Annotated in this window: 22 protein-coding genes and 1 tRNA gene; 16 read left to right on the top strand and 7 right to left on the bottom strand. The window is 67.5% G+C overall.

The window, feature by feature from the left end:
- Positions 1-44 precede the first annotated feature (44 nt).
- Both ACE3TH_RS06530 and ACE3TH_RS06525 read left to right on the top strand, forming a co-directional pair.
- Positions 45-251, top strand: coding sequence for a twin transmembrane helix small protein (locus ACE3TH_RS06530; protein WP_296169316.1), 207 nt, complete (start codon positions 45-47; stop codon positions 249-251).
- A 5-nt stretch (positions 252-256) separates the two neighbouring features.
- Complete coding sequence (locus tag ACE3TH_RS06525) at positions 257-829, top strand: cob(I)yrinic acid a,c-diamide adenosyltransferase (protein ID WP_374598580.1); 573 nt, start codon at positions 257-259, stop codon at positions 827-829.
- A gap of 9 nt (positions 830-838) precedes the next feature.
- On the opposite strand, the gene ACE3TH_RS06520 is transcribed toward ACE3TH_RS06525, so the two are convergent.
- Positions 839-1,168 carry a hypothetical protein gene (locus ACE3TH_RS06520; RefSeq protein ID WP_374598487.1) on the bottom strand — a complete coding sequence of 110 codons (330 nt, stop codon included), beginning with the start codon at positions 1,166-1,168 and terminating at the stop codon, positions 839-841.
- 120 nt (positions 1,169-1,288) lie between these two features.
- Between ACE3TH_RS06520 and ACE3TH_RS06515 the strand changes: the two genes are divergently transcribed.
- The 4 genes from ACE3TH_RS06515 to ACE3TH_RS06500 all read left to right on the top strand — a co-directional run bounded on the left by ACE3TH_RS06515 (position 1,289) and on the right by ACE3TH_RS06500 (position 5,959).
- Complete coding sequence (locus ACE3TH_RS06515; protein WP_374598485.1) at positions 1,289-2,053, top strand: electron transfer flavoprotein subunit beta/FixA family protein; 765 nt, start codon at positions 1,289-1,291, stop codon at positions 2,051-2,053.
- Positions 2,054-2,983 carry an electron transfer flavoprotein subunit alpha/FixB family protein gene (locus ACE3TH_RS06510; RefSeq protein ID WP_374598483.1) on the top strand — a complete coding sequence of 310 codons (930 nt, stop codon included), beginning with the start codon at positions 2,054-2,056 and terminating at the stop codon, positions 2,981-2,983.
- A 139-nt stretch (positions 2,984-3,122) separates the two neighbouring features.
- Positions 3,123-4,607 (top strand): amidohydrolase, encoded by a 1,485-nt coding sequence (locus ACE3TH_RS06505; protein ID WP_374598481.1) that lies wholly within the window; start codon positions 3,123-3,125, stop codon positions 4,605-4,607.
- Positions 4,607-5,959: an amidohydrolase family protein gene (locus ACE3TH_RS06500; protein ID WP_374598479.1), complete on the top strand. Its 1,353-nt coding sequence runs from the start codon at positions 4,607-4,609 to the stop codon at positions 5,957-5,959. Before ACE3TH_RS06505 ends, ACE3TH_RS06500 begins: the two co-directional genes overlap by 1 nt.
- 140 nt (positions 5,960-6,099) lie before the next feature.
- On the opposite strand, the gene ACE3TH_RS06495 is transcribed toward ACE3TH_RS06500, so the two are convergent.
- Positions 6,100-6,894 (bottom strand): SDR family oxidoreductase, encoded by a 795-nt coding sequence (locus tag ACE3TH_RS06495; RefSeq protein ID WP_374598477.1) that lies wholly within the window; start codon positions 6,892-6,894, stop codon positions 6,100-6,102.
- Positions 6,895-7,194 carry a 4a-hydroxytetrahydrobiopterin dehydratase gene (locus tag ACE3TH_RS06490; RefSeq protein WP_374598475.1) on the bottom strand — a complete coding sequence of 100 codons (300 nt, stop codon included), beginning with the start codon at positions 7,192-7,194 and terminating at the stop codon, positions 6,895-6,897.
- Positions 7,195-7,307: 113 nt separating this feature from the next.
- Between ACE3TH_RS06490 and ACE3TH_RS06485 the strand changes: the two genes are divergently transcribed.
- From ACE3TH_RS06485 to ACE3TH_RS06475, 3 genes are all read left to right on the top strand, one after another.
- Positions 7,308-8,084: a class I SAM-dependent methyltransferase gene (locus tag ACE3TH_RS06485; protein WP_374598473.1), complete on the top strand. Its 777-nt coding sequence runs from the start codon at positions 7,308-7,310 to the stop codon at positions 8,082-8,084.
- Entirely contained in the window at positions 8,072-9,673 is a 1,602-nt protein-coding gene (ubiB, locus tag ACE3TH_RS06480) for a 2-polyprenylphenol 6-hydroxylase (RefSeq protein ID WP_374598471.1), read from the top strand. Before ACE3TH_RS06485 ends, ubiB begins: the two co-directional genes overlap by 13 nt.
- An 81-nt stretch (positions 9,674-9,754) precedes the next feature.
- Entirely contained in the window at positions 9,755-10,279 is a 525-nt protein-coding gene (locus tag ACE3TH_RS06475; RefSeq protein WP_374598469.1) for a hypothetical protein, read from the top strand.
- A 14-nt stretch (positions 10,280-10,293) separates the two neighbouring features.
- On the opposite strand, the gene arfB is transcribed toward ACE3TH_RS06475, so the two are convergent.
- From arfB to ACE3TH_RS06460, 3 genes are read right to left on the bottom strand one after another with little or no spacing between them, the layout of a single operon-like run.
- Positions 10,294-10,698, bottom strand: a complete 405-nt coding sequence (gene arfB / locus ACE3TH_RS06470; RefSeq protein WP_374598467.1) for an alternative ribosome rescue aminoacyl-tRNA hydrolase ArfB — start codon at positions 10,696-10,698, stop codon at positions 10,294-10,296.
- The gene (locus tag ACE3TH_RS06465) at positions 10,695-11,156 is read right to left on the bottom strand and encodes a YaiI/YqxD family protein (RefSeq protein ID WP_374598465.1); all 462 of its coding nucleotides are present in this window, start codon (positions 11,154-11,156) and stop codon (positions 10,695-10,697) included. Before ACE3TH_RS06465 ends, arfB begins: the two co-directional genes overlap by 4 nt.
- Positions 11,153-12,481 (bottom strand): hypothetical protein, encoded by a 1,329-nt coding sequence (locus ACE3TH_RS06460; RefSeq protein WP_374598463.1) that lies wholly within the window; start codon positions 12,479-12,481, stop codon positions 11,153-11,155. The genes ACE3TH_RS06465 and ACE3TH_RS06460 overlap by 4 nt, the downstream gene beginning before the upstream one ends.
- A 154-nt stretch (positions 12,482-12,635) precedes the next feature.
- On the opposite strand from ACE3TH_RS06460, the gene ACE3TH_RS06455 reads away from it, so the two are divergent.
- The 6 genes from ACE3TH_RS06455 to truA all read left to right on the top strand — a co-directional run bounded on the left by ACE3TH_RS06455 (position 12,636) and on the right by truA (position 15,799).
- Positions 12,636-12,712, top strand: a tRNA-Arg gene (locus ACE3TH_RS06455).
- A 96-nt stretch (positions 12,713-12,808) separates the two neighbouring features.
- Positions 12,809-13,156: an acyl-CoA thioesterase gene (locus ACE3TH_RS06450; protein WP_374598578.1), complete on the top strand. Its 348-nt coding sequence runs from the start codon at positions 12,809-12,811 to the stop codon at positions 13,154-13,156.
- Positions 13,157-13,213: 57 nt separating this feature from the next.
- Positions 13,214-13,804, top strand: a complete 591-nt coding sequence (locus ACE3TH_RS06445) for a peptide deformylase (RefSeq protein WP_374598461.1) — start codon at positions 13,214-13,216, stop codon at positions 13,802-13,804.
- A complete protein-coding gene (locus tag ACE3TH_RS06440) occupies positions 13,804-14,031 on the top strand; it encodes a hypothetical protein (RefSeq protein WP_296167416.1) in 228 nt (75 codons plus the stop codon). Before ACE3TH_RS06445 ends, ACE3TH_RS06440 begins: the two co-directional genes overlap by 1 nt.
- Before the next feature lie 70 nt (positions 14,032-14,101).
- Positions 14,102-15,040, top strand: a complete 939-nt coding sequence (gene fmt / locus ACE3TH_RS06435; RefSeq protein WP_374598459.1) for a methionyl-tRNA formyltransferase — start codon at positions 14,102-14,104, stop codon at positions 15,038-15,040.
- Between the two features lie 12 nt (positions 15,041-15,052).
- A complete protein-coding gene (gene truA / locus ACE3TH_RS06430) occupies positions 15,053-15,799 on the top strand; it encodes a tRNA pseudouridine(38-40) synthase TruA (protein ID WP_374598457.1) in 747 nt (248 codons plus the stop codon).
- A 61-nt stretch (positions 15,800-15,860) separates the two neighbouring features.
- On the opposite strand, the gene ACE3TH_RS06425 is transcribed toward truA, so the two are convergent.
- Positions 15,861-15,998: an entericidin A/B family lipoprotein gene (locus ACE3TH_RS06425; protein ID WP_374598455.1), complete on the bottom strand. Its 138-nt coding sequence runs from the start codon at positions 15,996-15,998 to the stop codon at positions 15,861-15,863.
- Between the two features lie 100 nt (positions 15,999-16,098).
- On the opposite strand from ACE3TH_RS06425, the gene ACE3TH_RS06420 reads away from it, so the two are divergent.
- Complete coding sequence (locus tag ACE3TH_RS06420; RefSeq protein WP_374598453.1) at positions 16,099-17,760, top strand: thiamine pyrophosphate-binding protein; 1,662 nt, start codon at positions 16,099-16,101, stop codon at positions 17,758-17,760.
- The last annotated feature ends 5 nt before the right edge of the window (positions 17,761-17,765 follow it).

Genomic DNA, 17,765 nt, shown 5'->3' with positions numbered 1-17,765 from the left:
CCTGACCTATGGCGCATGGGCGGCGCGCGGCCTAGGTTGAGGACATGGGCAACGTATTCGACATCCTCATTCTGGCGGCCATCGGCGCCGTGGCGGTCACCCTCGGCTTCGGCATCTATTCGCTCTATCGGGGCGGAGATTACGCGCGATCGAACTCCAACAAGCTGATGCGGCTGCGCGTGGCGCTACAGGCCCTGGCCATCGTCCTGCTGATTGTCGGCATGTGGTGGAAATCCACCTACGGGGCCTGAGCGCCGTGGTCGTCCTGAACCGCATCTACACCAAGACCGGCGATGACGGGCAGACCGGGCTGGCCTCTGGCGTGCGCGTGTCCAAGAGCGATGCGCGGGTCGAGGCCTATGGCTGCGTTGACGAACTGAATGCCGTCATCGGCGTGGCCCGGCTGCACTCGGGCCAGAACGACCGCATCGACGCCATGCTGGCCCGCATTCAGAACGAGCTCTTCGACCTGGGGGCCGATCTGGCGACGCCACTGGACCCGGCTCCGAAATGGGAGGCCCTGCGCATCATCGACAGCCAGGTCGACCGGCTGGAGGCCGAGATCGACTGGATGAACGAGAGCTTGAAAGCTCTGGACAGTTTCATCCTGCCCGGCGGCGCGCCCCTGTCGGCGCATCTGCATCTGGCCCGCACCGTGGCCCGCCGGGCCGAGCGCGAGGCCGTCCGACTGGTCGAGGCCGGAGAGGCCGTCACCCCCGCCGCCATCCACTATCTGAACCGCCTGTCCGACCACCTGTTTTGCGCCGCCCGCCGCGCCAATGCCAACGGTGCCGAAGACATCAAATGGAAGCCAGGCGCGACGCGCTAGGCTATCCCGTCAGTTCTCCAGCGCCTGCCGCTGACGGGCTGTATCCGCAGCGGCGGCGCGACGTTGGGCCGCAAGCGCGTCCTCGATTTCGACCAGTTCGCGGTTTTTCTCGGCGGAGGCGTCCGCGCGGCTCTGGCCGACGGGGCGACCGGTGATGTCGGGCAGGAAGATCGGGGTGACGCACTCCTGGCCTTCCGGATCCCACCACTGGCCCTTGGCCTGACAGCGCTCGTTCGGCTCGGTGACCAGTACCTTGTAGCCCATCAGGCCGCCCACACCGACCACGAACAGGGCCGCGAACAGGATGCTGAGGCGCTTCATGGTCAGAAGGCGGTTCATCGCGGTTTCCTCATTTCGCGCACGGACTGTTGAGAGCCCTTGACGCTGCGTTACGTTGACAGGCCGTGACAGCCGTTCCATTCCCTGCCCCCATATTCCGGCGAACATATGGACAGCGCAATGAAGGTACTCGTCCCCGTCAAACGGGTGATCGACTATAACGTCAAGGCCCGTGTGAAAGCGGACCAGACCGGCGTCGATCTGGCCAACGTCAAGATGAGCATGAATCCCTTCGACGAAATCGCCGTCGAAGAAGCCGTCCGCATGAAGGAAGGCAAGGAGCATCATGCCGCCGGAACCGCCGACGAGATCGTGGTGGTCTCCATCGGCGTGCAGCAGGCCCAGGAAACCATCCGAACCGCCCTGGCCATGGGCGCGGATCGCGGCATCCTGATCCAGTCCGACACCGACCTGGAGCCCCTGGCCGTCGCCAAACTGCTGAAGGCCGTGGTCGAGGAAGAAAAGCCGGACCTGGTCCTGATGGGCAAGCAGTCGATCGACGGCGACAACAATGCTGTGGGCCAGATGCTGGCCGCCCTGCTGGACTGGCCCCAGGCCACCTTCGCCGCCAAGATCGACGTCGCCGGCGGCAAGGCGACCGTCACGCGTGAGGTCGACGGCGGCAACCAGACCCTGTCGGCACCCCTGCCGGCGGTCGTGACGGTCGATCTGCGCCTGAACACGCCCCGCTATGCCTCGCTGCCCAACATCATGAAGGCCAAGAAGAAGGAGATCGCGATGAAGGCGGTCGCTGACTATGGCGTCGATACCGCTCCGCGTCTGAAGGTGGTCAAGGTCACGGCCCCGCCGACCCGTTCGGCCGGGATCAAGGTGGCAGACGCCGCCGAACTGGTGTCCAAGCTCAAGACCGCAGGAGCGCTGTAAATGGCCGTTCTCGTCATCGCCGATCACGACGGCGCAGGTGTCCGCGACACCACCCACAAGACCGTGACCGCCGCCCTGGCCCTGGGGGGCGATGTCGACGTCCTGGTCGTCGGCAACAATGCCAAGTCCGCCGCCGATTCTGCCGCAAAGATCGCCGGCGTGCGCAAGGTTCTGCTGGCCGAGAGCGGTGAGCTGGGTCACCATCTGGCCGAGGCGGTCGCGACCACGGTCGTCGCCCTGGCCGACGGCTATGATGCGGTCCTGTCGCCCGCCACCATGGATGGCAAGAACTTCATGCCGCGCATCGCCGCCAAGCTGGACGTCGCCCCCATCTCCGACATCGTCGAAGTCGTCTCCGCCGACACCTTCGTGCGCCCCATCTATGCGGGCAATGCGCTGGAGACGATCCAGTCCTCGGACGCCAAGAAGGTCATCACCGTGCGCCCGACGGCCTTCAATGCCGCCGCAGAGGGCGGCTCGGCCTCGGTCGAGACCGTCTCGGGCTCGGACACCGGCAAGGCCAGCTTCGTCGGCGAGGAGATGGTCAAGTCCGACCGTCCGGACCTGGGTGCCGCCAAGATCGTCGTCTCCGGCGGCCGCGCCCTGGGCTCCGCCGAAGAGTTCCACGCCGTCATGGACCCCCTGGCCGACAAGCTGGGTGCCGCTGTCGGAGCCTCGCGCGCCGCCGTCGACGCCGGCTACGCCCCCAACGACTATCAGGTCGGCCAGACCGGCAAGGTCGTCGCGCCTGCCCTCTACATCGCCATCGGCATCTCGGGCGCCATCCAGCATCTGGCCGGGATGAAAGACTCCAAGATCATCGTCGCCATCAACAAGGACGCCGACGCCCCGATCTTCCAGGTCGCCGACTACGGCCTGGTCGCCGACTACAAAACCGCCGTGCCGGAGCTGATGACGGCGCTGGGCTGATCCGATTTCCTCGCGCCTTCGGATGATTTCCCGATTGCGCGAGGAATGATGACGCGGGGGGGTTTACGCCGGCCCCCGCAGTGTCTTCTATGCGCCCCGTTCAGCGCCTCCAGGGGGTGGCGCGCGGGGAGCGTTCCGAATGAAGATCGATCGCATGCGGGGCGTCAGCCTCGCGGTACTGGCCGCTGTCGCCCTGGGCGTCTCGGCCTGCGCCACCACTGGTGACGACAACACTGAAAGCAACGGCTCTTCGGACCGCGCCGAGCGGGCTCCGCTGGCGACCGGTCTGGATGCCTCGGCCAATCCCGATCCCTTCCCCTCGACCTATCGCGGCCTGCCGCGCGAGAACATGGCCATCGTCGGCGGCACGGTCTTCGACGGGGCCGGACGCCGGTTCGAGAACGGCGTCGTGGTCATCACGGACGGCCGCGTGGTCGCCGTCGGCGACGCCTCCACCGCCATCCCGGCCGGACACCGCAGCGTGGATGCGCGCGGCCGCTTCGTGACCCCCGGCATCATCGACACCCACAGCCACCTGGGCGTCTATCCCTCGCCCGGCGTGACCGGCATGAGCGACGGCAACGAGGCGACTAGCCCCAACACCGCCCAGGTCTGGGCCGAACATTCCCTGTGGCCTCAGGACCCCGGCTTCAACCATGCACGGGCGGGCGGCATAACCACGCTCCAGATCCTGCCCGGCTCGGCCAATCTGTTCGGCGGACGCGGCGTGACGGTGCGCAACATCCCCTCGGTCACCATGCAGGGCATGAAGATGCCCGGCGCGCCCTATGGCCTGAAGATGGCCTGCGGCGAGAATCCCTCACGCGTCTATGGCAGCCGCAACCAGTCGCCCGCCACCGGCATGGGCAATATGGCCGGCTATCGCGCCGCCTTCATCGCGGCCCGCGACTACAAGGCCAAATGGGACAAGTGGCGCGAGGACGGCGAGGGCTCGCCCCCGACCCGCAACCTTCAGAACGAGACCCTTGTCGGCGTTCTCGATGGCTCCATCCTGGTCCAGAACCACTGCTACCGCGCCGACGAAATGGCACAGATGGTCGATCTGTCGCGCGAGTTCGGCTTCCGCATCACCGCCTTCCACCATGCCATCGAGGCCTACAAGGTCGCGCCCATGCTGGCGCGCGAGGGCATCTGCGCCGACATGTGGACCGGCTGGTGGGGCTTCAAGATGGAAAGCCTGGACGGGATTGAGGCCAATGCCGCCCTGGTCGATGCGCCCGAGAACGGCTGTGCCGTCATCCACTCCGACGACGCCGAACTGACCCAGCGCCTCAATCAGGAAGCCGCCGCCTCCCTGGCCGCCGGTCGCCGGATCGGCATGGACATCTCCGAGGAACGCGCCATCCGCTGGATCACCCTGAACGCCGCCCGCTCGCTGGGCATCGCGGATCAGACGGGATCGCTGGAGGCCGGCAAGCGCGCCGACGTCGTGATCTGGAGCGCCAATCCGTTCAGCGTCTACGCCCGCGCCGATCAGGTCTTCATCGACGGGGGCCTGACCTTCGACCGCATGAACCCGGCCTATCAGCCGGTCTCCGACTACGAACTGGGCCAACCCGGCTTCGGCCGCTCCGCCGCCAACGTCACGCAGGGAGCCCGCTGATGCGCCTCAGGACCCTCATCCTCGCCGCAGCCTCGGCTGTGGCCATCGCCTCGCCCGCCTTGGCCCAGGAACTGACCGCCATCACCGGTGGCCGCGTCCTGACCGGTTCCTCGGTCATCGAGAACGGCACCGTGGTCATCCAGAACGGCCGCGTCGTCTCGGTCGGCAGCGGAGCCGCCCCCTCTGGGGCCCGCGTCATCGATGCACGTGGCAAGGTCGTCTCGCCCGGCTTCGTCGCGGTCGACAGTGGGCTGGGCGGCTCTGAAGTGTCGTCGGTCGGCGGCTCGGACGACCTGTCGAACGGCGCCAACTCCATCAGCGCCTCGTTCGACGTCTCCTATGGTCTAGACCCCTGGTCCTTCACCCTGCCGGTCGCCCGTCTGGGCGGCATCACCCGCGCCATCGTCATGCCCAGCCACGCCGGTGGCGGAGGCGGCGGTCACAGCCATGACGATAGCGACTTCGCCGGCGTCGGCGAGGGCGGCCTGCAATCGCCCGGCCTGTTCGCCGGCCAGGCCGCGATCATCCACCTGGCGGAAGGCACCGACATTCTGGTCAAGCCGCGCGTGGCCATGGTCGCGCCGTTCGGAGAAGCGGGGGCCGGAATCGTCGGCGGCGCGCGCGGCGCCCAGTTCACCCAGTTCAAGGAAACCCTGGCCGAGGTCCGCCTCTATGCCCGCAACAAGGCCGCCTATGACCGGGCGGGTCTGCGCGATCTTTCGCTGTCCCGCGCCGACCTGGAGGCCCTGATCCCGGTCGCCAACGGCCAGATGCCGCTGATCGTCACGGTCCGCCGTGCTGCCGACATCCAGCAGGTGCTGCGCCTCGCCCGCGAGGAAGGCGTCAAGGTCATCCTGGACGGGGCCGAGGAAGCCTGGCTGGTCGCCGACCAGATCGCGGCGGCACAGGTGCCGGTTCTGCTGAACCCCATCTCCAACCTGCCCGGCAATCTGGAGACGCGCGCCGCGCGGATGCAGAACGCCGCTGCCCTGAATCAGGCCGGTGTGGTCATCGCCATCAAGGGCAATGAAGGCTCGATCCACCGCGCCCGCGAGGCTCGCTACAACGCCGGCAACGCCGTCTCGCACGGCCTGCCCTATGAGGCGGCGATCGCGGCCCTGACCGTCAATCCGGCCCGCATCTTCGGCATGCCCGGCCAGTTCGGAGAGCTCCGCGCCGGGGCCGCCGCCGACGTCGTGGTCTGGTCCGGCGATCCTCTGGAACCGCTCAGCCAGGCCGAGACCATCTTCGTCAACGGTCAGGAACAGGCCCCGACCAGCCGCCAGTTCCTGCTGCGCGACCGCTATCGCGACGGCGGAGAAGGGGCCATGCCACCGGCTTATACGCGTTAAGGGCGCTAACGCTCGCGACGCGGTCGCTCGCTGCTTGAGCGCGGAGCGTGCTTGAGCCGCCAGGCCGCGTCGGGTCGGGAGGTCCCGAAGGGCCGACGACCGCGGCCCAACAGGAATGGCAGTAGGCGCGCCCTTCGCGCCTACTGCGCCAGCATGCCGCCGTCGATCTTGAACTCAGAGCCCGTCACGAACTTGCTCTCGTCCGACGCCAGATAGAGGACGCAATAGGCCACATCGTCCGGTTCGCCGATCCGCTTCAGCGGGATGCCGCGCGCCAGCCGTTCGTGCGCCTTGCCCTCGTCGCCACCGGCCATAGCCACGAAGGGATCCAGGATCGGCGTCTTGATGAAGACCGGGTGCACCGAGTTGCAGCGCACGTTCCAGTCGGCCTTGGCCGCCTCCAGGGCGATGGTCTTGGTATACATCCACACCGCGGCCTTGGTGGCGTTATAGGCCCCCATGCCCGGCGCCGCCGCCAGCCCCGCCACCGACGAGATGTTGACGATAGAACCCGCGCCCGACTCCCTCAGATGCGGCATGGCGTGCTTGCAGCCCAACATGATGGACTCGATGTTCACCGCTTGAACCTTGCGCCAGTTCTCCAGCGTATCCTGCTCGGACCAGACGAAGGCCCCGCCGATCCCGGCATTGTTGATCAGGATCGACAGCCCGCCCATGTCGGCGACTGCGCGTTCGATGACCGAAACCCAGTCCGCCTCGTCCGCCACGTCGTGTGCATAGGCAAAGGCCGCACCCGGCACCTCGCCATTGATCGTCTCGGCCAGCAGCTCGACCCCGTCCAGATTGACGTCGGTCAGGGCAACCTTCGACCCCTCGCGCGCCAGCATCCAGGCCATGGCCGCCCCCAGCCCCCCGGCGGCCCCGGTGATCAGCGCAGCCTTGCCCTCGGCCCGGCCCTTGCGTTCAACAGCCATCTATTTGCCTCCCAGGGCGGCGGCGGCTTCCTCGATGAAGCGGGCCATGTCGATGTCGCGCTGGGTCACCCCGCCGGCATCATGGGTCGTCAGCAGCACGCTCACCCGGTTGTAGACATTGGACCATTCCGGATGATGATCGACCTTGTCGGCCAGAAGGGCGACGCGGGTCATGAAGCCGAAGGCCGCGTTGAAATCGGCGAAAGTCAGCGACCGCGCGATGGCCTCGCGCTCACCCTCGTCCACGCGCCAGTGGGGCAGGCCTTGCAAGGCTTCCGCAGGGTCAATCCGGTTGGTCATGCGCGCTCCTGTTTGGATCAGCCGTATCGCGCCGGACCCGTCGCCACAAGCAGACTTGATACGCGACCACACGGACCGGTGACGCCGCCCTCGCCAACGGCTACACCGCCTGAATGACCGACGATACCGCCACTGCCAAGAAGACCTCCTCTTTCGGCTTCCGCGACGTGGACGCGACCGAAAAGGTGCAGATGGTGCGCGGCGTGTTCGACAGCGTCGCCTCCAACTACGACCTGATGAACGACCTGATGAGCGGCGGCGTCCACAGACTCTGGAAAGATGCAGCGGCGGCCAAGCTGAACCCCCGCCCCGGCGAGGTCATCCTGGACGTCGCGGGCGGCACCGGCGACATGGCGCGCCGCTATTCCAAAATGGCCCGCGCGGCCCAGCAGCGATGCGGGGGAGAGGACGCCCGCGTCATCGTGCTGGACTATAATGCCGAGATGATCATGGCGGGGGTGCAGAAGGGCGGCGAGCCCGAGATGGCCTGGTCGGTCGGCGACGCCATGGCCCTGCCGCTGCCCGACGCCTCGGTCGACGCCTATTCGATCAGCTTCGGAATCCGCAATGTGGCCGACATCGATCAGGCCCTGCGCGAGGCCAGGCGGGTGCTGAAGCCCGGCGGGCGGTTCCTGTGCCTGGAGTTTTCGCGCCCCACCGCCTCGGTAGTTCGCAAGGCCTATGACGCCTGGTCCTTCAACGCCATTCCGCGTATCGGCGGCTGGGTGGCCAAGGACCGCGACAGCTATCAGTATCTGGTCGAGAGCATCCGCCGCTTCCCCGATCAGCCGACCTTCAAGGCCATGATCGAGGCCGCAGGCTTCAGCCGCGTCACCGTCACCAATCTGTCGGGCGGGGTCGCCGCCATCCATCACGGGTGGGCGATCTGACCCGCCGCATCGACGCCGCCACGCCGCCGCCCGCGCCACCGATCCGAAAGGTGCGCCATCCAGTCGAGTCGTCATTCCGCCTGCTGGGCTGGCTGGCGGTGCTGGTGCGCCATGACGCCCTGGTGCCGCGCGAGATCACGCCCCTGCTGCCGCCCTGGGTGCGCTGGATCGCGCATATTCTGCACATGTTCGCCGGTCGCGAGGGCCGCGATGGACGCCCAGGCCAGCGGCTGGGCCGCACCTTCGAACATCTGGGGCCGGTCGCCATCAAACTGGGTCAGGTCCTGGCCACGCGGGCCGACATCTTCGGCGTGGAGTTTGCGCGCGACCTGGGCCGGCTGAAGGACAATCTGCCGCCGTTTCCTCTGGATCAGGCCCGGCGCGAGGTCGAGCGGTCTCTGGGCCGTCCGGTCGAGAGCCTGTTCACCGACTTCGGCCCCGCCGTCGCCGCCGCCTCCCTGGCCCAGGCGCATCCGGCCCATCTGGCCGACGGGCGCAAGGTCGCCGTCAAGATCCTGCGCCCTGGCGTGGAGCGCAAGGTGGCCCAAGGGCTGGACGCCATGCGTCTGGCCGCGCGGATGGCGCACCGGTTCGTGCCCCTGTCGCGCCGCCTGCAACCCGAGGCCTTCGTCGAGACCATCGCCCGCGCGCTTCAGCTGGAGCTGGACATGCGGCTGGAGGCGGCCGCCGCCTCCGAGATCAAGGAGGTGATGACCAAGGATCGCGGCACCGAACTGGGCGGCCACATGGATGCGCCGACCGTCGTCTGGGACGGGGTGGGCAAGCGTGTCCTGACCATGGAATGGGCCACCGGCCTGGCCATGACCGACCCCGCCGCCATCCTTCAGCCGGGCCTGGATGTCGACGCCCTGGCCGACAACGTCGTGCGATCCTTCCTGATCCAGGCGCTGGACCACGGGACCTTCCACGCTGATCTGCACGAAGGCAATCTGTTCTGCCATGCCCCGGCCGAGCTGACGGCCATCGACTTCGGCATCGTGGGACGGCTGGGCCCGGCCGAGCGGCGCTATCTTGCCGAGATCCTGTGGGGCTTCATCTCCCGCGATTACGACCGCATCAGCCGGGTGCATTTCGAGGCCGGTTATGTCCCGCCCGAACACTCCGTGGAAGCCTTCGCCCAGGCCCTGCGGGCGGTGGGTGAGCCCGTGATCGGCAAGGCCGCGTCCCAGGTTTCCATGGGCCGGCTGCTGGGTCAGTTGTTCGAGATCACGGATCTGTTCGACATGCGGCTGCGGCCCGAGCTGATCCTGCTGCAGAAGACCATGGTCTCCGTAGAGGGTGTGGCCCGCCGCCTGAACCCCGACCACGATCTGTGGGCCGCCGCCCAGCCTGTCGTCGAACGCTGGATTCGCCGCGAGCTCGGCCCCCAGGCCCAGGTGCGCGATGCCGTGACCGAAATCCGCGCCACCCTTAAGGCGGCGTCTCGCCTGGTCCAGAACCCGCCGGAGACCCAGACGATCGTCGTGCGCGAAGCCTATACTCCCGCCTGGCTCGTCGTCGGCGTGACCCTCGCCCTCGCCGCCTCGGTCGCCGCCCTTGTTCTGTCGCTTTGGCCCGGCATCGTCTGAGCTGCCTTGAACCGGATCGGGTTGGCTGCCGTTCATCCCGGCTGCACTATGGTCGCTGCCTAGTTCTGGAGTTCTAAGCCCATGAAGCACTATCTGATCCTCGCCGGCCCCGTTGCTTTGGCCGTCAGCCTCTTCCTGCCATCGGCGGCAGCAGCTCAAGTCGCTGCCGGAACCGTGCCCAATACGTTTGATCGGCCGGCCACGGCACAACCCGCACCGCGCACGCCCCCCCAACCTGTACAAGCCGCTCCTGCGGCGGCTGCGCCGGCTATGTCGCCAACACCGGCCAACGCGGCGTCCGAAGAGGCACTCCGTACCATCATTGCCGGTCTTCAAGCCGGCACGCCTGATTACGCCTTGATGACCGACGATCTGGCTACCCAGATGCGAGCGCAAGCTCCGACGATCCTTCCTCTCATGCAGGGCCTAGGGGCCATTCAGTCTCTTGATTTCGTGGGTAGCCGTAGCGGCGCGGATATGTTCGTGGTCAACTTCGCCAACGCAGAAACCGAATGGATTGTTGGCATGGAGGAAGGCGGCAAGGTTGCGGCGCTCCTGTTCCGCCCGGCGCAACCAGCGGCAGCGGCACCCTCGGCCACCCAGTAAAGTGGACAAGCCGGTCAGTCGTCCTGCATGGGTCGCCCCCGCCCGCTCTTGATCGTCGACCGCTTGGCCTTGCCCTCCAGCCGCCGCTCCTTCGACGCGCGCGTGGGGCGGGTTGGGACCCGATAGGTCGGAGCGATTGACGCCTGATCGACCAGGGCTTGTAGCCGCGCGATGGCGTCAGCCCGGTTGCGCTCCTGGGTTCGGAACCGCACGGCGCTGATCACAATCACGCCGTCCAGCGTCAGCCGACTGCCCGCCAGCTTCATCAGCCGTGCCCGCACCGGCTCGCTCAACGAGGGCGAGTTGCGGGCATCGAAACGCATCTGCACGGCAGTCGAGACCTTGTTGACGTTCTGGCCGCCCGGTCCGCCCGAGCGGAAGAAGCGGAACTCCAGCTCGCTCTCCGGAATGGTCGTCATCGCGCCACGCGCCGCGCCATGACCACCGCCCGGTCCAGCGCCTGAAGAAACGCCGAGCGATCCCTGGGCCCGAACGGCGGCGGTCCGCTGGTCGCCACGCCCATCGAACGCAGATGCTCGCCGATCTCCCGCCCCGCCAGGGCCGAGCCGATGGAGTCCGCCGTGAATGGCTGCCCGTTCGACTTCAGCGCCTGTGCCCCCGCCTTCAGACAGCGATCGGCCAGAGGAATGTCCGAGGTCACCACGATGTCGCCCGGGCCCGCGCGCTCGGCGATCCAGTCGTCGGCCACATCCGGTCCGGCATCGACCATCACCCGCTCGATCCAGCTTTCGCGCGGTGTGTTCACGAAGGCGTTGGAGACGACGAATACATGCAGGCCATAGCGGGCCGCGACCCGATACACCTCGTCCTTCACCGGACAGGCGTCGGCGTCGATGAAGATGCGCGGATCGCTCATGCTCCGGGGATCAGGTCCACGGGCAGGATCTGACTGGACAGCAGCGTCTCCATGCCCTGCCAGTGATCGGTGCCCCAAGGCGCATCGGGGCGCTCGACCCACGCCTGCACCACGTCCCGACCCAGACCGTAATTGATGATATAGCTACGATAGGTGTCGATGAAGCGCAGGCGCTGGGCGGCCTTGTCCGGCTCCGCCAGCGCATATTTGACCAGTCGCGCGATCGTCTCCTCGCGCCCGACCCGTCCGGCCAGATAGTTGTCGGCGATGGTGTATTCCGCCCGCGCCAGCTGCCGCGTAAGGGCCATCAGCTCGGCCTTGGCCTCGACCGTCGAGGGGTCCAGCCCAGCCAGAGGGAACAGCACGTCGCGCTCGAAGGCGATCGCCTCGTCACCCGGAAACGCCAGGTCGATGCCATAGTTGGCGCTGCCCTCGGCCACAAACGACATCGGGCTGAAAAGGGGATAGACGCTCATCTCCACCCAGCCCTTCTCGCGCACGAAGGTCCGCTCCAGCAGGGCGTTGTAGACGTGGTGTCCGGGATAGCCCTCGTGGCACCCCAGATCGATCGCCCGCTCGGTATAGATGGGGAAGTCCGCATTGATCTCGATCCGGCTGGCCGCATCGCCGAGATAGTAGTTGTAGCCCGACCACGGCTTGTCGCCGACGAAGCTGAGGGTGAACCGCTCATTGGCCGGCAGGGCGATATGCTGCACCGTCCTGCGGCGGCATTCGGCGATGGCGGCGTCCATAACGACCTGCAGCCGATCCTTCGGAATCTGATACTGCGCCTTGAAGGCTGTGACGCGCGCGGTCAGGTCGCCTTGCCCCGGCACCAGGGCGTCGATCCGCGCCAGGATCGGATCGAAACTGGCCAGCGGTCGCAGCTCGGGCCGGATGCCGAACAGGGCCTCGGCCTCATCGGCAAAGCCCAGCTTTTCGCCCGACAGCATACGGATGCGGGCCGCCGCGGCGCTGACATGCGCCAGCAGATAGGACTTGCGCTGACGGCTGCCGGCATCAAGTGCGGACGCAGGCACCGCGTTCAGCCTCGCCGTCAGATCATCCGCACCTGCGGCCAGTTGGGCTAGGTCGCGCGGGGCCGCCTTGGCCGCCGCCTGCCATTCCGCCGGGCCGTAATAGGCATCGACATAGCCCGGCTCTCGCTCGCCGATCTCGAGGATCAGGGCCACATAGTCCCGCGCGATGGGATCCAGCGGTGCCTCGATCGGTGCGGGCGACAGGGTCTCTGGCGTGACGGTCGCCATGGGCTGGGACGCGCAGGCCCCCAGCAGGAGGGCGAACCCCAGGATCAGACGGCGCATGGGCGCTCTCCCAACAGAAGCGACGATAACGGTGACGCAGGCTAGGCGTGGCCGCCATCGCGCTCAAGCCGTCGTTGTCACCCGTCACGCATTCGGGATTGAGGGCCGCCGCATCCTGCTGTAAGGCCCTTCGTCCGCGCATCGCCGCAAAGACGCACCCGTAGCTCAGCTGGATAGAGCGTTGCCCTCCGAAGGCAAAGGTCACACGTTCGAATCGTGTCGGGTGCGCCATTTTCTATTGCTCAGGAAACGATCCGCGTGACCGACGCCCCCGTACCCGCGCTCCCGGACCAGCCGCTGGGCCAGCCTGTGGGCCGGGTCATCGCCATGCCGGCGGATACCAATCCCGAGGGTGACATCTTTGGGGGCTGGCTGCTGGCGCACATGGACCTGGCCGGGGCGACACCGGCCTTTGAACTGGCGCAGGGCCGCTGCGCCACAGTGGCCCTGGACGCCATGGTGTTCCACAAGCCGGTCTCGGTGGGCGAAGAGGTGTCCATCTACGCCCGTGTGATCAAGACCGGCCGCACCTCCATCCGCGTCCATGTCGAGGCCTGGAAACGGCCGCGCAATCAGGCCCATGCCACGTCCGAGCGGGTGACCGAGGGCGTCTTCACCTATGTGGCCATCGACCAGGACCGCAATCCCAGGCCCCTGCCGACCCTGGGCGCATAACCCAGCGAAACGGTCGGAAATCTTGACCTTTGGGCCCCTTGGGCCTACCTGCCGGGCATGGCCATCCGTCGCATCCTCACCATCGACAATGCCGCCGACCTGGCGGTGCTGAAGCAAGTCTCGACGCCCGTCGAAGGGCCGATCACCAACGAGGTGCGCACCCTGATGGATGACATGCTGGAGACGATGTACGACGCGCCCGGCATCGGCCTGGCCGCCGTCCAGATCGGCGACACCCGCCGCGTCATCGTCATGGACCTGGGCGACAAGGACGGCGTGGTCTGCGAGCAGGACCCCGCCGAGATGAGCGACGAGGATCGGGCGAAGTGGGAGGCGGAGCGCCGGAACCCCCGCTATTTCGTCAATCCCGAGATACTGTGGACCTCGGAAGAAACCCTGCCCTACGAAGAGGGCTGCCTGTCGATCCCGGACTATTTCGACGCCGTCGAACGCCCCGCCCGCGCCCGCATCCGCTACCTGAACTATCAGGGCGAGCCCGTCGAAGAAGAGTGCGAGGGCCTGTACGCCGTCTGCATCCAGCACGAGATGGACCATCTGAACGGGGTGCTGTTCATCGATCACCTGTCCCGGCTGAAGCGCGACCGCGCCATCGCCAAGGTCAAGAAGAACGCAAGGTTGGCTGCCTGATGGCCCGTCTGAAACGCCACCGCGACCGCATCGTCGATCCCATGGGTCGTCGCCGCCTGACGCGCAATGAAAAGATCGGCATCGGCAGCCTGGCCACCCTGGTCGGCGTCGCCGCCTTGGGCGTCATCGCCGGCGTGGTCCTGGACCGTCTGCTCGATTTCGACGACGTTCTGGATGCGGGTGGCGAATGGGACGAAGGCGGCGGCGTTTCGACCCGCTGGGAATAATGATTGTCCTTGGCGCTAACGTTCGCCACGCGGCGGCTCGCTGCTTGAGCGCAGGTTTGGGCGCTGATTGATGCGCCTCGCCTTCATGGGTACGCCCGAGTTCGCCGTGCCGTCCCTCGCCGAACTGATCGCGGCCGGGCATGAGGTGGTGGCCGTCTATTCCCAGCCGCCGCGACCCAAGGGACGGGGCCAGCAGCTGACGCCGTCGCCGGTTCAGGCCTTTGCCGAGGCCATGGGCCTGCCGGTCTTCACGCCCGCCTCGATGAAGTCGCCTGAGGCCATCGCCACATTCCTGAGCCTGGATCTGGATGCCGCCTGCGTCGTGGCCTATGGCCAAATCCTGAAGACCGAGGTGCTGGAGGCTCCGCGTCTGGGCTGTTTCAACCTGCATGGGTCACTGCTGCCGCGCTGGCGCGGGGCCGCCCCGATCCAGCGCGCCATCATGGCCGGTGACCGCCAGACGGGCGTTCAGATCATGCGCATGTCCGAGGGGCTGGACGAGGGGGCGATCCTGCTGTCGGAGGTGATGGATATCCGCCCCGACGACACGGCCGCCAGCCTGTCCGAGCGGATGTCGCACATCGGGGCGGGCCTCTGGCCCCGGGCGCTGGCCGCCATCGAGCGCGGTGGGGTGACCGGCACGGAGCAGGCAGGCGAGCCGACCTACGCCCGCAAGATCACCTCGGCCGAGGCCCGCATCGACTGGTCGCGCCCGGCCGCCGAGGTCGATGCCCATATCCGCGGCCTGTCGCCCTTTCCCGGAGCCTGGTTCGAGGTCGCAGGTACTGACGGCCCGATCCGCATCAAGGCCCTGATGTCCCACGTCGCCGAGGGCAGCGCCGCCCCCGGCACGGTTCTGGACGACGCCCTGACCGTCGCCTGCGGCGAGAGGGCGGTGCGCCTGATCCGGGTTCAGCGCGCGGGCAAGGCGGCGCAGTCGGCACCGGAGATGCTGCGCGGTCTGGCCCTGCCAGCCGGCACCGTCCTGTCCTCAGGCGGCGAGCGCTAGGACGCACCTCCCATGCCTCGCTACCGGCTGACCCTCGAATACGACGGCTCGGGCTATAACGGCTTTCAGGCCCAGGCCGACCAGCCGACAGTGCAGGGCGCGGTCGAGACCGCTATCACCGCCTTCTGCGGCCAGACCGTGCGACTGGCGGCGGCGGGCCGGACCGATACGGGTGTCCATGCCACGGGTCAGGTGATCAGTTTCGATCTCGACAAGGCCTGGCCCGCCTCTACCGTCATGAATGCCCTGAACGCCCACATGGTCGAGGAGGCCGTGTCGGTCCTGGAGTGTGTAGCGGTGGACGACGCCTGGCACGCCCGGTTTTCGGCGACGGGCCGACGCTATTTGTATCGCATCCTCAACCGGCCCGGCCGCCCGGCGCTGGACCGGGGTCGCGTCTGGCATGTGAAACAGCCTCTGGACGTCGAAACCATGCAGGCGGCGGCACAGGCCTTGGTCGGGCTGCACGATTTCACCACCTTCCGCGATGTGAACTGCCAGTCGAAGTCGCCGGAAAAGACGTTGGACGTCGCGCGTGTCACCCGCGTCGGCGACGAGGTGCATCTGATTTTCGAGGCCCGCAGCTTCCTGCATCGCCAGGTGCGGTCGATGACGGGATCACTGGTTCAGGTCGGCCTGGGCCGCTGGACCCCTATCGACCTTGAGGCTGCGCTGGACGCTCGCGACCGCGCCGCCTGCGGACCAGTGGCACCCTCGGCGGGGCTCTATCTGACAGGCGTTGATTACGGTCCATCCTGATCAAAAACGAAAAAGCCCGCCGGAGACCGGCGGGCTTCGTCATTCGGGTCGGAGACGACCCTTAGTTCTTGGCCTGCTCGGCACCCGAGGACACGGCCTGGCCCGCGGCCGAGACGTCACGGCCGACGCCGGACACAGTGTTGCAGGCCGATACGGCCAGGGCGGCGGCGGCAATGGACAGAGCGATGATCTTTTTCATGGGAAATCCCCTTCACTGGTGTTGAACCCGCGCCGTAACGCCAAGCGTGACCGTTCGGTTGCATGGCCAGATGCGCCCGCGATCTGCTAAGCGACCGCTCATGACCCAGCCCGCCCATACCGCCGCCCGCCGTCTCGTCGAAACCCTGGTGATGAACGGCGTCACCCGCGTCTTCTGCGTGCCGGGCGAGAGCTATCTGGCCGTGCTGGATGCCCTGGCCGACGTGCGCGACAAGATCGAAGTCATCGCCTGCCGTCATGAAGCCGGGGCCGCCAACATGGCCGAGGCCTATGGCAAGCTGACCGGCAAGCCGGGGGTCTGCATGGTCACGCGCGGGCCGGGCGCGACCCACGCCTCCATCGGCGTACACACGGCGCATCAGGACTCTACCCCGATGATCCTGTTCGTCGGCCAGATCGCCCTGACCGACCGCGGGCGCGGCGCCTTTCAGGAGGTCGACTACCGCGAGGTCTTCGGCGGCCTAGCCAAATGGGCGACCGAGATCGAGAGCCCGGACCGCACCGTCGAGGTCGTCGAGCGCGCCTTCGCCACCGCCCAGCAGGGCCGGATGGGGCCGGTGGTCATCGCCCTGCCTGAAGACATACTGCACGAGGACGGCGGTCCTGCCCCCATCCGCCCCGTCGTGCCCGCCCGAGCGGCGCTGGACCCCGCCTTCGTCGAGGCCGTGCGTGACCGCCTGTCGCAGGCCGAGCGGCCCTTGCTGGTCCTGGGCGGCTCGGGCTGGACGGAGGAGGCCGCCGCCGCCATCGGTGACTGGTCTGAACGCCTGGGCCTGCCGGTCAGCCTGTCGTTCCGGCGCAAGGACATCCTGTCCAATGCCCGAACCAACTATGCGGGCGATCTGGGCCTGGGCTGCAATCCCGAACTGATGAAGCGGGCGAAGGAGGCGGACCTGCTCATCGCCATCGGGGCGCGTCTCGGCGAAAACCCGACCCAGGGTTACACCCTGTTCGACCGCGCCCGCACGGCAGAGACGCTGGTTCACATCCATCCCGGGCCTGAGGAACTGGGCCGCGTCTGGACCCCCTCGCTCAGCGCCACGGCCGACAATTCCCTGGCCGCCCACGCGCTGTCCGCCATCGACCCGGGCCGCACCTGGCACGATCAGGCCAAGGAGGCCCACGATCACTACCAGGCCTTCTCCACCCCCGTACCGGTCACCGGCGTGGTGAACATGAGCGAATGCATGGCCCATCTGGGTCAGGCCCTGCCGCCGACCGCCATCGTGACCAACGGGGCCGGCAACTTCGCCGCCTGGCTGCACCGCTTCTATCGCCACCGCGCCTGCCGCACCCAGCTGGCTCCGACGTCGGGGGCCATGGGCTATGGCTATCCGGCGGCGCTTGCGGCCAAGAGCCTGCATCCCGACCGCGAGGTCATCTGCGTGGCGGGCGACGGCGACTATCTGATGACCGGTCAGGAACTGGCCACCGCCGTCCAGTACGGCATCAACGCCGTCGTCATCGTGGTCGACAACGGCACCTATGGCACCATCCGCATGCATCAGGAGGGCCACTATCCCGGCGCCGACCGCGTCATCGCCACCGATCTGAACAACCCCGACTTCGTCAAATATGCCGAGGCCTTCGGGGCCTTCGGCATCCGCTGCGAGCGCACCGAGGACTTCCCCGCCGCCCTGGACGCCGCTCGCAAGGCCGGCCGCCCCGCATTGCTTCACCTGATCACCTCGGCCGAGGACATCGCCCCCAACCGCACGATCACGGGCCTGCGGGCGAAGTAGCGGAA

The sequence above is a fragment of the Brevundimonas sp. genome (assembly GCF_041919755.1).
Classification (GTDB): Bacteria; Pseudomonadota; Alphaproteobacteria; order Caulobacterales; family Caulobacteraceae; genus Brevundimonas.
Note: the sequence above shows the minus strand (reverse complement) of the source record. Positions and strands in the feature narration are given on the sequence as shown.

Excerpts from the sequence above, each read along its gene's own strand:
- ACE3TH_RS06485 (WP_374598473.1), top strand. The coding sequence starts at position 7,308 with ATGACCGACGATACCGCCACTGCCAAGAAGACCTCCTCTTTCGGCTTC.
- ACE3TH_RS06460 (WP_374598463.1), bottom strand. The coding sequence starts at position 12,481 with ATGCGCCGTCTGATCCTGGGGTTCGCCCTCCTGCTGGGGGCCTGCGCG.
- ACE3TH_RS06465 (WP_374598465.1), bottom strand. The coding sequence starts at position 11,156 with ATGAGCGATCCGCGCATCTTCATCGACGCCGACGCCTGTCCGGTGAAG.
- ACE3TH_RS06520 (WP_374598487.1), bottom strand. The coding sequence starts at position 1,168 with ATGAACCGCCTTCTGACCATGAAGCGCCTCAGCATCCTGTTCGCGGCC.
- arfB (WP_374598467.1), bottom strand. The coding sequence starts at position 10,698 with ATGACGACCATTCCGGAGAGCGAGCTGGAGTTCCGCTTCTTCCGCTCG.
- ACE3TH_RS06505 (WP_374598481.1), top strand. The coding sequence starts at position 3,123 with ATGAAGATCGATCGCATGCGGGGCGTCAGCCTCGCGGTACTGGCCGCT.
- ACE3TH_RS06530 (WP_296169316.1), top strand. The coding sequence starts at position 45 with ATGGGCAACGTATTCGACATCCTCATTCTGGCGGCCATCGGCGCCGTG.
- ACE3TH_RS06475 (WP_374598469.1), top strand. The coding sequence starts at position 9,755 with ATGAAGCACTATCTGATCCTCGCCGGCCCCGTTGCTTTGGCCGTCAGC.
- fmt (WP_374598459.1), top strand. The coding sequence starts at position 14,102 with ATGCGCCTCGCCTTCATGGGTACGCCCGAGTTCGCCGTGCCGTCCCTC.
- ACE3TH_RS06500 (WP_374598479.1), top strand. The coding sequence starts at position 4,607 with ATGCGCCTCAGGACCCTCATCCTCGCCGCAGCCTCGGCTGTGGCCATC.
- ACE3TH_RS06490 (WP_374598475.1), bottom strand. The coding sequence starts at position 7,194 with ATGACCAACCGGATTGACCCTGCGGAAGCCTTGCAAGGCCTGCCCCAC.
- ACE3TH_RS06420 (WP_374598453.1), top strand. The coding sequence starts at position 16,099 with ATGACCCAGCCCGCCCATACCGCCGCCCGCCGTCTCGTCGAAACCCTG.
- ACE3TH_RS06425 (WP_374598455.1), bottom strand. The coding sequence starts at position 15,998 with ATGAAAAAGATCATCGCTCTGTCCATTGCCGCCGCCGCCCTGGCCGTA.
- ACE3TH_RS06515 (WP_374598485.1), top strand. The coding sequence starts at position 1,289 with ATGAAGGTACTCGTCCCCGTCAAACGGGTGATCGACTATAACGTCAAG.
- ACE3TH_RS06495 (WP_374598477.1), bottom strand. The coding sequence starts at position 6,894 with ATGGCTGTTGAACGCAAGGGCCGGGCCGAGGGCAAGGCTGCGCTGATC.
- truA (WP_374598457.1), top strand. The coding sequence starts at position 15,053 with ATGCCTCGCTACCGGCTGACCCTCGAATACGACGGCTCGGGCTATAAC.
- ACE3TH_RS06440 (WP_296167416.1), top strand. The coding sequence starts at position 13,804 with ATGGCCCGTCTGAAACGCCACCGCGACCGCATCGTCGATCCCATGGGT.
- ACE3TH_RS06510 (WP_374598483.1), top strand. The coding sequence starts at position 2,054 with ATGGCCGTTCTCGTCATCGCCGATCACGACGGCGCAGGTGTCCGCGAC.
- ACE3TH_RS06445 (WP_374598461.1), top strand. The coding sequence starts at position 13,214 with ATGGCCATCCGTCGCATCCTCACCATCGACAATGCCGCCGACCTGGCG.
- ACE3TH_RS06450 (WP_374598578.1), top strand. The coding sequence starts at position 12,809 with ATGCCGGCGGATACCAATCCCGAGGGTGACATCTTTGGGGGCTGGCTG.